This is a genomic window from Candidatus Pelagibacter sp. IMCC9063, assembly GCF_000195085.1.
In the GTDB taxonomy this organism is placed as follows: Bacteria; Pseudomonadota; Alphaproteobacteria; order Pelagibacterales; family Pelagibacteraceae; genus IMCC9063.
Map to the genome: position 1 here is coordinate 458,655 of NC_015380.1, position 12,977 is coordinate 471,631.

The window sequence follows — 12,977 nt, forward strand, 5'->3', positions numbered from 1 at the left end:
TTAAGAAAAATATTTCTGAATTATATTGGTAGAGCTAGTTTTTTTTTCTTCATATACAGGAGGTCCTTTTTTTCCACAAGAAAAGAAAAAAACACCAGATATAATAATGATCAATAGCTTTTTCATTTAAATTCTTTTTTAATTTTTTTTATCATACTAACAACATTTTTAGTTCCAGTTCCACCGTAAGAAATTTTTTTTTCAATTGAATTTTTTATATCAAAAATTTTCATTACATCTTTTTCAATTAATTTATCTACTTCTGCTACAGTTTTAAAATCTAATTGATCTAATCTAAGGCCTTTTTTTTCAGCAATATTAACCAGTTCAGCCGATTTTTTGTATGCATCTCTAAAAGAAATTCCTTTTTTAACCAAATAATCCGCAAAATCAGTAGCGGTGGTAAATCCATCTTGCGCTGCATGAAAAAGCTTTTGTTTGTTGGGCACGATGCCCTTAATCAACTGGCTTGCAAGATTCAAATTCAATTTTAAATTATCATAAGCATTAAATACAGCCACCTTGTCTTCTTGCATATCTTTGAAATAAGATAACGGCAATCCTTTCATCGTTATAAGCAGAGAATTTAAGTTTCCATAAATACCACCTGTTTTCCCTCTGATTAATTCAGCAGAATCCGGATTCTTTTTTTGAGGCATCATTGAAGAGCCTGTTAGTAGGCTGTCTTTAATTTTAATGAAATTTAACAAATCAGAATTCCAAAGAATAATTTCTTCAGCTAGTCTAGAAAGATGCATGGCGCATAAGCTGGATACAAATAAAAATTCTATAGCATAATCTCTATCTGAAACGGAATCGATTGAATTTTTTGTAGGAGACTTAAATCCCAATAACTTGGTAGTTAAGTTTCTGTCGATATTATACGAGGTTCCAGCCAGAGCACCGGATCCTAATGGATTTTCATCTAAATTGTCTATGACATTTTGAAATTTAATAAAATCTCTCTTAAACATCTCAACATAAGCCAGAAGATAATGAGAGAACAAAACAGGCTGGGCATTTTTTAAATGAGTAAATCCTGGCATCACAACGTCAATATTTTTATCAGCAAGATTTGCAAAATCTTTTATTAGCAAGTGAATTAGACTTTTCATTTCATAAGAAGATTTTTTAATCCATAATTTAAAATCGGTAGTAACTTGGTCATTTCTTGATCTGGCAGTATGTAAAAAACCAGCATCCGAACCAATAATTTCAAACAGTCTCTTCTCAATATTTAAATGAATATCTTCATTCTTTATTTCAAATTTAAATTTTTTCTTATAAATTTCTTGCTCAATTTTTTTTAATCCTACAATAATTTTTTTAGATTTTTTTACATCAATAATTTTTTTTTTTGCCAACATAGTACAATGAGCAATAGATCCTTGAATATCTTCTTGATATAATCTCTTATCTATCTCTATAGAAGAATTGGCAGCCTGAAGAACAGAAGAAACTTCCGATTGCATTCTAGTGCCCCAAACAGAATTTTTTTTGTTTTTTTCATCTTGAAATACTGTATTTATTATCTGTGAATATTTTTTCAATTTTTTTACAAAAGTTAAGTATTTTAATTACTTTATTATTACTTATTACTAATTATTGCTTATCTCAACCCAATATCCCCCTACCTTCAAAAAATATAATTTTACACGAAAAACCAAAAGATTTTCCAAAAATAACTCTAGAAGACAAAAAAACAGGTAGTGATATTGATGTTATTTTTAATAAACAAATCACCGTTATAAATTTTTGGGCTACCTGGTGTGCTCCGTGTAAGGAAGAAATGCCTTCTCTCGATAGACTGGTAGATATTTTAGGTCCAGAATATATAGAAATTATTGCAGTCAATGTAGAGACTGTTGATTATAAAAAATCTAAACAGTTTCTAGATGATTTAAAAGTTAAAAACTTTGATAGCTATTTTGATAAAGATTTAAAAGTTATTAAAAAACTTAGACTTAGAGGAGTTCCCACCACTTTATTAATAAATAAGGAAGGCAAGGAATTTGCTAGAATTGTTGGGTCTATAGATTTTGCAGATAAGAAATTTATTAGCTGGATTGGAAACTTTTAATTATTTACCGTATATAAATGCGAGTGCCATTAATATTATTATGGCGCAAAACTGTAGAAAGACCCTTAGCTGCATTAACTGGTTACTTTTTCTTTTTTCTTCAATAGATCCACCTTTAAAAAAAGATTTTAAACCACGTATTAAAACAACTAATACTGCTAGAATTACAAGTATGGCAACGAAACTCAGTGTATTTTGACTCATAAGTAGTAATTAACATAATATTTTTATAATGATAGATAAAATCTAATGTCTCTACACTTTAAAAAATTAAACTCCAATTCTACCCAAGCAAAAAAAATGGTAATTTTGTCCCACGGGTATGGAGCAGACTGTAATGATCTATTGTCTATAGGAGAATATTGGCAAAAATCTCTTCCCGACTTTTGTTTTATTGCGCCCAATGCTCCTACGCCTTGCCAAATTAATCCATCAGGTTTTGAATGGTTTGATTTAATGCAAACCTCTCAAGAAAAAATTATTGAAGAATTTCAATCCTCTTTGCAATTACTAGATCTATTTATTAATACACAACTAAAAGAACAAGGACTGGAAAAAAAAGATTTATATCTCATGGGATTTAGTCAGGGAACCATGATGTCATTGCAGCTTGCTCTGTCCTATAAAGATCCAATCGCAGGAATCTTGGGTTACTCAGGAAAAGTATATGATTTTAACTTTCTTGAAAAAAATATTCTTTCTCAATGTCCTATCCTGTTATTACACGGAAACACAGACACTGTTATTACATTAGAAGAAATGTATGCAAGTTATGAATTTTTAAAAAAAAAATCTTTAGATATTAAATATAAAGTTTTTGAAAATTGTGGCCACTCTATAACACCTGAAGGTTTAAGTGTGGGGTTAGAATTTTTAAAATTAAAAGTTGATTTATAAAAAATTTTTCTTGAAGATATTGTAAAACTTAGATAGTTTTCATCTCATGATTATTAGTCATACTAATGAATTACCTCTAGAAAAATGTCCTGCGTTAGTCTTGAATGCGGACTACCGACCCTTAAGTTATTACCCTTTATCTTTATGGTGCTGGCAAGATGTGGTCCGAGATGTTTTTTTAGATAGGGTTAATATTGTTTCTGAATATGATAGAGAGATCAGAAGCCCCTCCTTCTCTATGAAATTGCCAAGTGTCATCTCTCTTAAAACTTTTATCAAACCATCAGAACATCCAAATTTTACAAGGTTTAATGTTTTTTTAAGAGATAAGTTTTCATGTCTTTATTGTGGTGATGTAAAAAATTTAACTTTCGATCACTTAATACCAAAATCTAAAGGTGGTATCACTTCCTGGGAAAATGTTGTTACAGCTTGTACAACTTGCAATGTTAAAAAAGGAAACAAGCTTTGTAGAGAATGTGGGATGCATCCTAAAATTAAGCCGTATAGGCCTACAGACGAACAACTACATAAAAATGGAAGAAATTTTCCACCTAATTTTTTACACCAAAGTTGGTTAGATTATCTCTATTGGGATGTTGGCTTGGAGCCTTAAGATTTAAATTTTTTTTGATATTTCTATCGCTACCTTGGACCCTGTTTTGATAATTACATCCAGCAATCCATAGACACCTTCTTTGCTTGCCCCTTCTTCATAGGCAATATCGCGATGATCTAGCTCATCTTGTCTAAATTTTTTAACTTTAGCTAACAAATCTTTTTCTTTTTTTTCATTTTTACTTAAATAATCAATTTGCTCTAAGTAGTGTTTGTCGATTACTTCTTCTACTGAAGCAGTACAAAGCATGGCTGCTTTTTTACCCAAAACTGCCGTACCAAATCCAAGGGCGGTTCCAAGCAAATCCCATAGAGGGAGAAGTAGAGTAGGTCTAATTTTTCTATCCGCTAACTGTTGTTCAAAGTATTTTAAATGTTCTTTTTCATGCTCTTTCATTTCTGCAACTTTTTTTTCCAAATCAGGATCACCTTTAAGAAACTGCAAAGCCAGTAACTGACCATCATAAATTTTAATCGCACCACGTTCCCCGGCGTGATCTACCCTTATCATTTCTTCGATTTTATTTTTCATATTTCAATATAAGAGAATAAAATAATACTAGAGCTATATTTGCAAGAAAGTTTAATGTCGCAAGGGAAAAGCCATAGATCCTAAAGCTAACTTCCTTGCAAGACACTATACCCTTATTGCTTAATTCTTTTAATAGATCTTGAGTATTATTAGCACCTACATCGTCTTTACAACTATTTAGTTCTTGAAAAAAACCCTGTTCTATACCTATATGATAAAAACTAATTGCAATACTTAAGGAAGATAAAAAAATTAAAATTAAAATTAATTTCTTAAAATTTACAATATTAAAAAAAAAATTCCCAGCGTAACGACTATTAGATAGTAAGGTATTCTTTGATATTGACACATAGGACAAGGAGGAACTCTTAAAACATATTGAATGTAGTATGCCGATAAAAGAATAGAAATATTAATAAATAATAAAGTAGATATTATTTGGGTTCTTGAGGCCGTCATTTATTTTATAAAGTACTCATAGTTTTGATAAATTAAATAGGCGATTGCAAATCCAACTAAGAGCAAAATTGACATTATAATTAAGATTTTTATAGACCTTTTTTCTATGTAGGGAACAATTTTTTTTCCAAAAAATCTAATAACACCGGCTAAAATAAAAAATCTACAACCTCTAGTTAGCGCAGAAACAAAAATAAAAACAAAGAAATTAAAATGAATAAATCCACTAGAAATTGTTAAAAGCTTGAAAGGAACAGGAGTAAATCCTGCTATAGCTAGAAGCACTACCCAAGCCCAGAAACCTTTTCCAATTGATATTTGATCTTTAAAAGCTACAAATCCATCAAATCCATAAAATTCAAAAATAGGAATTCCAATTTCCTTGTAAAAAAAACTACCAATTGCGTATCCTGCGCAACCACCAATTACAGAAGTTATTGTTGCCGTTGAAGCTATTTTGATCCATTCTTTACTTTTTGCGATTGTCATTGGAACAATCATGACATCTGGAGGAATGGGAAAAAAAATACTTTCGAAAAAACAAACAATCCCTAAATAAATTTTAGCACTTCTGTGTGCCGCTAATGCTACAGTTTTTTTTAAAAGATTTTTGAACATTGTAATTTTACTATTTACATCTTTACCATTATAATAACTACTATGAATTATTTCAGAACAATTAAAGATCTCTTGATAAGTCTTATCCTGTCACCAGTCATTATCTATATTATCTTAGGTATTGCCAAGGCTTTTGGGGCAACATACACCATGGAGCATGGTGATACTTTTATAATCTGGCTTTTGATGGCAATTTTGATTAAAAATTGTTTACCCAAGTAATTATTGCGGATGTGGTGGAATGGTAGACACGTCAGACTCAAAATCTGATGCGCGCAAGTGTGTAACGGTTCAAGTCCGTTCATCCGCACCATTAAAAATATGAATATATCTAATTACAAAAGCCTACCGGAGCTCTTTTTAAAAAAAAGTGAAGAGAATAGTCACAAAATACAACTAGTTAGAAAAAACAAAGAAACAGGTAACGATTTTATTTATAGTTGGGCAAAAACAAAAAAAGAAGTTTTAGCATTCGCAAACTTTCTTTCTCAGCAAAACATAAAAAAAGGAGACAGGGTCATGCTTGTATCTGAAAATAGACCTGAGTGGTTAATTTCAGATATTGCAATTATGTGTCATGGCCTGGTGACAGTTCCTAACTATACCACCTATTCCGCTAAAGACTTTGAGCATGTTATTAACGATTGTAGTCCTGTTGGCTTGATTGTTTCTAGTAAAGCTTTATTAAAAAAAATTATAGAAGCAAAAAATAATCTAAATCATGCATTTAATTTTATCATTCATTTAGATCCTTTTGAAATGGATTTTCCTGGAGAAAAGTTGATTTCATATTCATCGGCAACACAAATATCTTCCGAAGAAAATAGTTTTTCTTTTGATAGAAATATTTTGTCTAGAAAAGATCCTGCTTGCATTATTTATACATCAGGAACTGAGGGAAATCCCAAAGGAGTAGTTTTAAGTCATGGAGGAATTTTAAGTAATTGCGAAGGTGCCTTAGAATTGTTGAGTGATATTAAAATAAATAATCATACTTTTTTAACGTGGCTACCATTGTCTCATTCCTATGAACATACTATTCAATTTGTGCAAATAGCGCTTAGTGCAAAAGTATTTTATGCAGAAAGTTTAGAAAAGTTGCTAATTAATTTAAAAGAAGCAGCTCCGACTATTATGACAGCCGTACCAAGATTCTACAATAATTTTTACAATAAGATTCTTATAAAATTAAATAAAGAAAGTTATCTAAAAAAAATCATTTTTAATAAAACTATTGAAATTGGAACCAAGATAATTTTAAAAAAAAAATCTCTTTTATCGAAAAAATATTAAATTTTGCCTTAACTATTTTAGTTAGAAAAAAAATCCAAAAAAGTTTAGGAGGAAATATTCAAACATTTGTTTCTGGAGGAGGACCTTTAGACCCAAAGATTGGACTATTTCTTAATGCTCTTGGATTAAAGACCATGCAAGGATATGGTTTAACGGAAACTTCACCAGTGGTTAGTTGTAATCCTATTAATTCTATTAAAGTAGAAACGGTAGGGACGGTCCTAAAAAATTGCAAAGTAAAAATTGCCAAAGATGGAGAAATTTTAGTCAAAGGTGAAAACGTTATGCTTGGATACTGGAACAATGAGGAGGCAACCAAAAAGGTTCTTATTGATGATTGGTTATATACAGGAGATATTGGAGAAATTGATTCCGATGGTTATTTAAAAATTACTGATCGAAAAAAAGATATCATTGTAACTTCCGGAGGAGATAATATTTCTCCCGCTAAAATTGAAAACTTGTTATGTAATCACCCAGAAATTGATCAGGCATTTATTTATGGAGATAATAGAAATTATTTAGTATCTTTAATTGTCGCAAATAAAGAATTAAACCCGACCAAACAAAAAATTCAAGAAGTTGTCGATAAAACTAGTGAAAATCTTACAGCAATTGAAAAAATAAAAAATTTTTCTATACTTGAAGAATCTTTTTCAGCAGAGAATAATATGCTTACGCCGACATTAAAAATGAAACGCTACATCATAAAAAAAACTTTGAGAACCTCTTAAATAGTTTTTATAAAAAAAAATAGATTTAAGAGTCTTCATTTAGTCCTTTAAAATCAACGTTAATAGCAATTTAATTTTATTTTTTATTTTTTTATTTTTTTAAACTCTAAATTGTATTTTTTATTTTTTTATTTTTGAATTTTTCAAAACATTTAAGGTTTGACAATGATAGTTATTTATTTTTATATGATTTTAATAACGAATCACTTAAAAAAAATTTTAAGTGAAACTCCAAACTAAAAAGGAGACTAAAGATGGCTAAAAAAAGAAAAAAAGCAGCAAAGAAAAAAGTTGCTAAAAAACCAGCAAAAAGAAAAGTAGCTAAGAAAAAACCAGCTGCAAAAAAGAGAAAACCAGCTGCTAAGAAAAAAGCACCTGCTAAGAAAAGAAAACCAGCTAAAAAGAAAACTGCTAAGAAAAGAAAAAGATAGTTTTTAATCTAGTTTTACAAAAAAAACGCTCTCTACTTAGGGGGCGTTTTTTTTATGTGACAAGAGCTTGTTCAGGTTTTTTACCAAGGGCTTTATTTAGTTTTTCTTTAGCCTCTTCTTCAGTTGCTTCCAATACCACAGTAACTTCTCCCAAAAGTCTTTCAAAGGCTTTCTCAAAAAGTTGTCTTTCACTGTAAGATTGATCAACTGGCATATCAGTATTTTTATTTAAATCTCTTACCACTTCAGCAATTTGGTAAATCTCTCCAGAATTAATTTTTTGCTCATACTCTTGTGCTCTCCTACTCCACATAGTTCTTTTTACTTTCGCCTTGCCTTTTAAAATAGAGATAGCTTTAGCAACTTGTCCTGTGCTTGATAGAGATCTAAGATGACCCTGCTGATTGGTTGGAATAGTTAAGACCAACTTATCTTTTGTAATTTCAATTTTATAAAAGTTAATATCAATTCCTGCTATAGTGTCTTTTTCAACAGCTGTGATTTGACCAATTCCATGCTTTGGATAAATCACGTAATCTTTAATTTTATAAGTTCTTTTTTCATTATCTTGTTTTTTAATTTTTTTTATTTCTATCAAAGGATCTTGACTAGAATGAGATGTGTATACTCTACCTGTTTTAATAACCGGCTTATTTTCAATTACTTTTTTATTTGGATTAATTTTATCGCCTTTAATTTTTTTAACGTTAACAGTTTTAACTTTCTTTACCTTAACAGCTTTAACTTTTACGATCTTAGCTTTCTTGACTTTAGCAGCTTTAGTTTTTTTAACCGTAACAGATTTGGTTGGTTTTGGTTTTGACATTTTTTTACCAGATACTTTGGAAAGAGTTTTTTTTAATTTATTTAGCATGAGTTTTTTGTAAGGCGAAGGAAGTACCTTATATTTATTGTCTTTTCAATATATTTAATTATTTTTTATCTCCGGGCCCAGCTTTTTCACTGTAATACTTGTCTAGTTTATTTTCCATATCCTTGAACTTTTCCCAATCAGGTAAAGGATCCTTCTTTTTGGTAATAACAGGCCAAGTTTCTGATAATTTTTTGTTAAGCAAAACAAGTTTCTCTGCACCATCATTTGTGTCAGGTTCAATGGCACCAATGGGGCATTCTGGTTCGCAAACACCGCAATCAATACACTCATCAGGATTGATTACTAACATATTGTCTCCTTCATAAAAGCAATCAACAGGACAGACTTCTACACAATCAGTAAGTTTGCATTTAATGCACTTATCATTCACTACGTAGGTCATAACGTTAATTTCTTTTTAATATTTTCTTTCATAGGACCTACATCAGCATTCTCAACATAAACTAAGCCACAAACTCTTCTTATTAAATTATCTTCAAATTCGTCCATTTTTCCATCTGCATACACAACTTGAACAAGCACTTCAATTATTTTTAGCCTATCAGCATACTTTAATTTCTTAATCTCTTGGGTAAGATGTAGAATTTGATTGATTTCTTTTTCTAGAACTTCACAACGATCCATTAATTCTTTAACCTCTTCTTTTTCTCCAAAACCCAGCTCTACTAAACATTTATTTATAATTATTTTTTCATCTTGACTGTAGTTTTCATCTAGCTTAGCCGCATGTATTAATAAAGTAGTTACAGACGTTTCCAAGGATTCAGAATTAGCATCTTGTTTATTTTTTGAAAACCAGCTCATTATCAAATAATCTTTAATTTTTTTAGTTCGTCAAAAGGACTGTCTGTAGTTTTTAATTTACCTTTGTTGGATACGTTTGTATTCGAATAATATTTAAAAAATATTTTTTCTTCTTTCACGATACACCTATAATTCATTTTTTTCATTAGTTCTCTGAAATCTTCTTTTGTACACCCAAGCAAATTAAGTATTTCACTATTAAGCTCAAACTTATATTGTTTACTTAGTTCAATAATTTTTAAAAATAATCTTTCTAAAATATCTATTCTTATTATTACATTATCAAAAGTTTCAAAACCACAAATTAAAAGATATTCCTTATTTTTGTTAGAAAAATTCTTAATAAAATTTAAACCGAAGGTAGGACTTTCATTCTTTGGAAGATTGTAAAAACAATTCCATAGAATAGATTTAAAAGTAATAGCTGCAGGTTTTATCATTCTAGGCTGATAGATATGATAGCGGCCGATCTTAATTCCAAGCTGTCTTAATAGGTGTCGTTCTTTTTTATCAATCTGTTTTAAAATATCATCAACATTTTCTCTTTTGAGAACCCCGTTATTTTCAAACAATTGAAAACATAAGGCCCTAACGAATCTGTTTTCTATTTTAGGATCTTCAATTTTAATCAAATCTTGCAATAGCCTTTCTTTTTCTTGTTTTAACCAATATGTCATTGATGAGATAATTATATGCTCATCCTTAGACTGTAGACTTTCATCAGAAATAATTTTAATTTCAGGATTTAGGTAATTTCTACCTGGGATAATTTTTCCAATAATTTTATCTTTCCAATAAACATGATTATCTTTTTCTAATTTAAAATGTTCTAATGATTGAGTTATTTCCAAAGCCCTTTTAGCCAATTCAGATGCAGCTCCGTTTCTTGCAGCTTTTCTAATAGACTTAATGTCTGTATCTAGTGCTGTCTTAGAATAATCTAAATTAATTTTAAGTCCGTTAATTTTTCCAACCAACTGTCCGTTGATAATAATTTCATCTTCTTCAGAAATTTTGGTTTTTAGTTCAATATTTTGCTTAATACCTTTTGAAAGAATGCTGATTCTTTTATCTACAAAACTTTTAGAAAGTTCTTCATGCAACTTGTCAGACAGCTGGTCTTCTATATGCTTAGTTTTTGCAATCCAGTAGTCATGATTTTCTACCCAATTTCTTTTATTAGCTACGTACGACCAGGTTCTTACATGAGATATTCTGTTTGCTATTGCATCAATATTCCCAATCATGTTGTCTAAACTTTCTACCTGTTTCTTCATCCAGTCATTAGTAATTTTACCCTTGTCAGATATTAAAAACTGAAAAACATTTGTAATTATTTCAGTGTGTTCGTTATAAGAGCTTTTGGTAAAATCGGGTATTTGACAACATTCCCATAATGTAGAAATATGGTTTGCATTATTTGAAGATTTTAAAAAAGAGGTGTCTGAAACTAAAAATTTAAATATATTTTCATCCATTAATTCTCTATTTCTAGTTAGAGACGCAATAGGAGGAAGTTGGTTTATGCTTGCTGTAAATCGAGAAATATTTGAAAAATCTAAATCAGAATTTCTCCAATAAATGTTTATTACACTGTCAAATTTATGATTTTCTAATTTTTCAATTTGTTCACTAGTTAATGCTTCGCAATTTCCAGTAATTCCAAAACTACCGTTATTTATATATCTTCCAGCTCTACCACTTATTTGACCGATCTCCGTGTTTCTAAGTCCTCTAATTTTTTTCCCGTCATACTTTCTTATGCTATTAAAACTAACATGATCAATATCCATATTAATACCCATACCAATTGCATCTGTTGCTACCAAAAAATCAACATCTCCAGACTGATATAGCTCTACTTGAGAATTTCTTGTTTTAGGACTTAAAGATCCCATTACAATTGCTGCACCGCCCCTCTGTCTTCTCACAAACTCTGCGAGCGCGTAGACTTCATCCACAGAGAATGCAACGATAGCACTGCGTGGTTGGATCCTAGATATTTTTTTATGTCCAGTATAAATGAGTTTAGATAATCTATCACGATAGACAAATTCACTAGAAGGTACTAAGTCAGAGATAATATTTTTCATGATATCAGCACCTAAAAACATGGTTAGCTTGTCACCTCTGTAATTTAGCAGTCTGTCAGTAAAAATGTGTCCTCTTTCTGGATCAGCACACATTTGTATTTCATCAATTCCTACAAATTCAAAATTCAAATCTAAAGGCATCGACTCCACAGTACATAAATAATAGTTTGCAGTAGGGGGAATGATTTTTTCTTCTCCTGTGATTAAAGCAACGTTATTTGATCCTAATTTTTGAACGCACTTATCGTAAACTTCTCTTGCTAACAGCCTTAGTGGAAACCCTATAACTCCTGTTTCAAATTGGAGCATTCGCTCAACCGCAAAATGGGTTTTGCCTGTATTAGTTGGTCCAAGAACGGAGATTATTTGCTGATTCATCATTTATGGTTTAAATTTTTTGGACCCACTATATTTAGATTTGGATTTAGAACAAACTAGGCATAAAACATGACCGAATCAATCAAAAAGATGTTCTCGTTTTAAGTGTATTTTTATTTTTTAATTTCAAAGATACTTGTTTCATTTTTTTTTAAATCAAAGTCCTCAACAAGTATATTTTCAACAACAGATTTTTTTGGCCCTAAAAAACAATTAGATAAGATAGTTTTAAATAGTACCGCATTGGCATTAAACAATACAGCCTCCACTTTTCCATCTTTTTTATTTAATACCCAGCCATTTACATTATTAGCATCACATAGTTCTTTTAACCACCATCGATAACCCACTCCCTGAACAGTTCCTGAAATTGTAATTTTCTTGTTAACTATATGACTCACTAGGGTCTCCTAATTGACAAAACTTTTAATTTTTTAATTTTTAAAAGATGAATAGTTTTAAGTATAGGCATTATTAAAACTTTTTTTTTAGGACCATAAGCATGAATTAATAGTTTTTTATTCAATGCAATCGCAACATGCCCTTTCCAAAATATCAAGTCTCCTTTTTTTATTTTTGATAGCGAAATTTTTTTTTTAAAGAAAATTAACTGATCTTTACTATCTCTAGGACATTTTTTATTAATGCTTTTCATTAATTCTTGTATTAGGCCTGAACAATCAATTCCTGAAATACTATTTCCTCCCCACAGGTATCTAGTACCTAAAAAAAAATAAATATTTTTTAAATAATTGCTAGATTTATTATTAATCTTTGAAATAGATTTTCTTTTAACCCAATATCTACCTATTTTTGCAAAAGTCTTTTTATATTCTAATATAGAAACTTTAGAATTAAAAAATAATGTTTTCTTTGAAATTTTATTATTGTTAGGAGAGGTATAAAAAAAAGATTTTTTTACTATTATTCTATGACTTTTTTCTTCTTTATCCTCTAGAAAGTTATTGATGAGCACATACCCAGGGTAACAATCGTAAGACGAGAAACCCTTGTAAAAATTTTTCATTTTTTTTGTTACAATAAACTTCTCTCCAAAAAGCATTTGAGAAGCAAGTTCTGATTTAATATTTGGTTTTTTATAAATTTTTGTAATTTTATTTTTACAAGTAGTGGATAAAAGCATT

At 29.8% G+C, this 12,977-nt stretch carries 19 protein-coding genes and 1 tRNA gene; 7 read left to right on the top strand and 13 right to left on the bottom strand.

Translation table 11 applies throughout. The annotated features are described in order from the left end of the window. Together SAR11G3_RS07650 and argH are read right to left on the bottom strand one after the other, a co-directional pair. Window positions 1–126, bottom strand: coding sequence for a hypothetical protein (locus SAR11G3_RS07650; RefSeq protein ID WP_013695150.1), 126 nt, complete (start codon window positions 124–126; stop codon window positions 1–3). Next, entirely contained in the window at window positions 123–1,472 is a 1,350-nt protein-coding gene (gene argH / locus SAR11G3_RS02375; protein ID WP_049775443.1) for an argininosuccinate lyase, read from the bottom strand. Before argH ends, SAR11G3_RS07650 begins: the two co-directional genes overlap by 4 nt. Before the next feature lie 62 nt (window positions 1,473–1,534). Here argH and SAR11G3_RS02380 point away from each other — a divergent pair, with 62 nt between their 5' ends. Further along, on the top strand, window positions 1,535–2,080 hold the full coding sequence (locus SAR11G3_RS02380; RefSeq protein ID WP_013695152.1) for a TlpA family protein disulfide reductase: 546 nt from the start codon (window positions 1,535–1,537) through the stop codon (window positions 2,078–2,080). Here SAR11G3_RS02380 and SAR11G3_RS02385 read toward each other — a convergent pair whose 3' ends face one another. Then, window positions 2,081–2,284: a twin transmembrane helix small protein gene (locus SAR11G3_RS02385; RefSeq protein WP_041862323.1), complete on the bottom strand. Its 204-nt coding sequence runs from the start codon at window positions 2,282–2,284 to the stop codon at window positions 2,081–2,083. A 45-nt stretch (window positions 2,285–2,329) separates the two neighbouring features. Between SAR11G3_RS02385 and SAR11G3_RS02390 the strand changes: the two genes are divergently transcribed. Together SAR11G3_RS02390 and SAR11G3_RS02395 are read left to right on the top strand one after the other, a co-directional pair. Then, complete coding sequence (locus SAR11G3_RS02390; protein ID WP_013695153.1) at window positions 2,330–2,977, top strand: alpha/beta hydrolase; 648 nt, start codon at window positions 2,330–2,332, stop codon at window positions 2,975–2,977. A 46-nt stretch (window positions 2,978–3,023) separates the two neighbouring features. Next, complete coding sequence (locus SAR11G3_RS02395) at window positions 3,024–3,593, top strand: HNH endonuclease (RefSeq protein WP_013695154.1); 570 nt, start codon at window positions 3,024–3,026, stop codon at window positions 3,591–3,593. A gap of 3 nt (window positions 3,594–3,596) precedes the next feature. Here SAR11G3_RS02395 and SAR11G3_RS02400 read toward each other — a convergent pair whose 3' ends face one another. The 4 genes from SAR11G3_RS02400 to SAR11G3_RS02410 are packed head-to-tail and all read right to left on the bottom strand — an operon-like array spanning window position 3,597 to window position 5,204. Continuing rightward, the gene (locus SAR11G3_RS02400; protein ID WP_013695155.1) at window positions 3,597–4,127 is read right to left on the bottom strand and encodes a demethoxyubiquinone hydroxylase family protein; all 531 of its coding nucleotides are present in this window, start codon (window positions 4,125–4,127) and stop codon (window positions 3,597–3,599) included. Next, window positions 4,117–4,476: a disulfide bond formation protein B gene (locus SAR11G3_RS02405; RefSeq protein ID WP_049775410.1), complete on the bottom strand. Its 360-nt coding sequence runs from the start codon at window positions 4,474–4,476 to the stop codon at window positions 4,117–4,119. Before SAR11G3_RS02405 ends, SAR11G3_RS02400 begins: the two co-directional genes overlap by 11 nt. Next, window positions 4,407–4,586 carry a disulfide bond formation protein B gene (locus tag SAR11G3_RS07875; RefSeq protein ID WP_081456280.1) on the bottom strand — a complete coding sequence of 60 codons (180 nt, stop codon included), beginning with the start codon at window positions 4,584–4,586 and terminating at the stop codon, window positions 4,407–4,409. Before SAR11G3_RS07875 ends, SAR11G3_RS02405 begins: the two co-directional genes overlap by 70 nt. Then, a complete protein-coding gene (locus tag SAR11G3_RS02410; protein ID WP_013695157.1) occupies window positions 4,587–5,204 on the bottom strand; it encodes a YqaA family protein in 618 nt (205 codons plus the stop codon). It abuts the gene before it with no gap. Between the two features lie 227 nt (window positions 5,205–5,431). Here SAR11G3_RS02410 and SAR11G3_RS02415 point away from each other — a divergent pair. From SAR11G3_RS02415 to SAR11G3_RS07260, 4 genes are all read left to right on the top strand, one after another. Next, a tRNA-Leu gene (locus tag SAR11G3_RS02415) sits at window positions 5,432–5,517 on the top strand. An 8-nt stretch (window positions 5,518–5,525) separates the two neighbouring features. Next, window positions 5,526–6,497: an AMP-binding protein gene (locus SAR11G3_RS07655; protein ID WP_013695159.1), complete on the top strand. Its 972-nt coding sequence runs from the start codon at window positions 5,526–5,528 to the stop codon at window positions 6,495–6,497. 56 nt (window positions 6,498–6,553) lie between these two features. Further along, entirely contained in the window at window positions 6,554–7,231 is a 678-nt protein-coding gene (locus tag SAR11G3_RS07660; RefSeq protein ID WP_255346864.1) for an AMP-binding protein, read from the top strand. 254 nt (window positions 7,232–7,485) lie between these two features. After that, a complete protein-coding gene (locus SAR11G3_RS07260) occupies window positions 7,486–7,662 on the top strand; it encodes a hypothetical protein (RefSeq protein ID WP_013695161.1) in 177 nt (58 codons plus the stop codon). Between the two features lie 52 nt (window positions 7,663–7,714). On the opposite strand, the gene SAR11G3_RS02425 is transcribed toward SAR11G3_RS07260, so the two are convergent. The 6 genes from SAR11G3_RS02425 to SAR11G3_RS02450 all read right to left on the bottom strand — a co-directional run bounded on the left by SAR11G3_RS02425 (window position 7,715) and on the right by SAR11G3_RS02450 (window position 12,976). Continuing rightward, complete coding sequence (locus tag SAR11G3_RS02425) at window positions 7,715–8,536, bottom strand: CarD family transcriptional regulator (protein WP_013695162.1); 822 nt, start codon at window positions 8,534–8,536, stop codon at window positions 7,715–7,717. A 58-nt stretch (window positions 8,537–8,594) separates the two neighbouring features. Beyond that, a complete protein-coding gene (gene fdxA, locus SAR11G3_RS02430; protein ID WP_041862324.1) occupies window positions 8,595–8,939 on the bottom strand; it encodes a ferredoxin FdxA in 345 nt (114 codons plus the stop codon). Continuing rightward, window positions 8,936–9,361, bottom strand: coding sequence for a tellurite resistance TerB family protein (locus SAR11G3_RS02435; RefSeq protein ID WP_013695164.1), 426 nt, complete (start codon window positions 9,359–9,361; stop codon window positions 8,936–8,938). The genes fdxA and SAR11G3_RS02435 overlap by 4 nt, the downstream gene beginning before the upstream one ends. A 2-nt stretch (window positions 9,362–9,363) precedes the next feature. Beyond that, window positions 9,364–11,835: a helicase-related protein gene (locus tag SAR11G3_RS02440; RefSeq protein ID WP_013695165.1), complete on the bottom strand. Its 2,472-nt coding sequence runs from the start codon at window positions 11,833–11,835 to the stop codon at window positions 9,364–9,366. A gap of 110 nt (window positions 11,836–11,945) precedes the next feature. Further along, window positions 11,946–12,233 carry an acylphosphatase gene (locus SAR11G3_RS02445; protein ID WP_013695166.1) on the bottom strand — a complete coding sequence of 96 codons (288 nt, stop codon included), beginning with the start codon at window positions 12,231–12,233 and terminating at the stop codon, window positions 11,946–11,948. Continuing rightward, complete coding sequence (locus tag SAR11G3_RS02450) at window positions 12,233–12,976, bottom strand: C40 family peptidase (protein ID WP_013695167.1); 744 nt, start codon at window positions 12,974–12,976, stop codon at window positions 12,233–12,235. Before SAR11G3_RS02450 ends, SAR11G3_RS02445 begins: the two co-directional genes overlap by 1 nt. Window position 12,977 lies beyond the last annotated feature (1 nt).

Excerpts from the sequence above, each read along its gene's own strand:
- SAR11G3_RS07650 (WP_013695150.1), bottom strand. The coding sequence starts at position 126 with ATGAAAAAGCTATTGATCATTATTATATCTGGTGTTTTTTTCTTTTCT.
- argH (WP_049775443.1), bottom strand. The coding sequence starts at position 1,472 with ATGCAATCGGAAGTTTCTTCTGTTCTTCAGGCTGCCAATTCTTCTATA.
- SAR11G3_RS02385 (WP_041862323.1), bottom strand. The coding sequence starts at position 2,284 with ATGAGTCAAAATACACTGAGTTTCGTTGCCATACTTGTAATTCTAGCA.
- SAR11G3_RS02390 (WP_013695153.1), top strand. The coding sequence starts at position 2,330 with ATGTCTCTACACTTTAAAAAATTAAACTCCAATTCTACCCAAGCAAAA.
- SAR11G3_RS02395 (WP_013695154.1), top strand. The coding sequence starts at position 3,024 with ATGATTATTAGTCATACTAATGAATTACCTCTAGAAAAATGTCCTGCG.
- SAR11G3_RS02400 (WP_013695155.1), bottom strand. The coding sequence starts at position 4,127 with ATGAAAAATAAAATCGAAGAAATGATAAGGGTAGATCACGCCGGGGAA.
- SAR11G3_RS07875 (WP_081456280.1), bottom strand. The coding sequence starts at position 4,586 with ATGACGGCCTCAAGAACCCAAATAATATCTACTTTATTATTTATTAAT.
- SAR11G3_RS02410 (WP_013695157.1), bottom strand. The coding sequence starts at position 5,204 with ATGTTCAAAAATCTTTTAAAAAAAACTGTAGCATTAGCGGCACACAGA.
- SAR11G3_RS07655 (WP_013695159.1), top strand. The coding sequence starts at position 5,526 with ATGAATATATCTAATTACAAAAGCCTACCGGAGCTCTTTTTAAAAAAA.
- SAR11G3_RS07260 (WP_013695161.1), top strand. The coding sequence starts at position 7,486 with ATGGCTAAAAAAAGAAAAAAAGCAGCAAAGAAAAAAGTTGCTAAAAAA.
- SAR11G3_RS02425 (WP_013695162.1), bottom strand. The coding sequence starts at position 8,536 with ATGCTAAATAAATTAAAAAAAACTCTTTCCAAAGTATCTGGTAAAAAA.
- fdxA (WP_041862324.1), bottom strand. The coding sequence starts at position 8,939 with ATGACCTACGTAGTGAATGATAAGTGCATTAAATGCAAACTTACTGAT.
- SAR11G3_RS02435 (WP_013695164.1), bottom strand. The coding sequence starts at position 9,361 with ATGAGCTGGTTTTCAAAAAATAAACAAGATGCTAATTCTGAATCCTTG.
- SAR11G3_RS02440 (WP_013695165.1), bottom strand. The coding sequence starts at position 11,835 with ATGATGAATCAGCAAATAATCTCCGTTCTTGGACCAACTAATACAGGC.
- SAR11G3_RS02450 (WP_013695167.1), bottom strand. The coding sequence starts at position 12,976 with ATGCTTTTATCCACTACTTGTAAAAATAAAATTACAAAAATTTATAAA.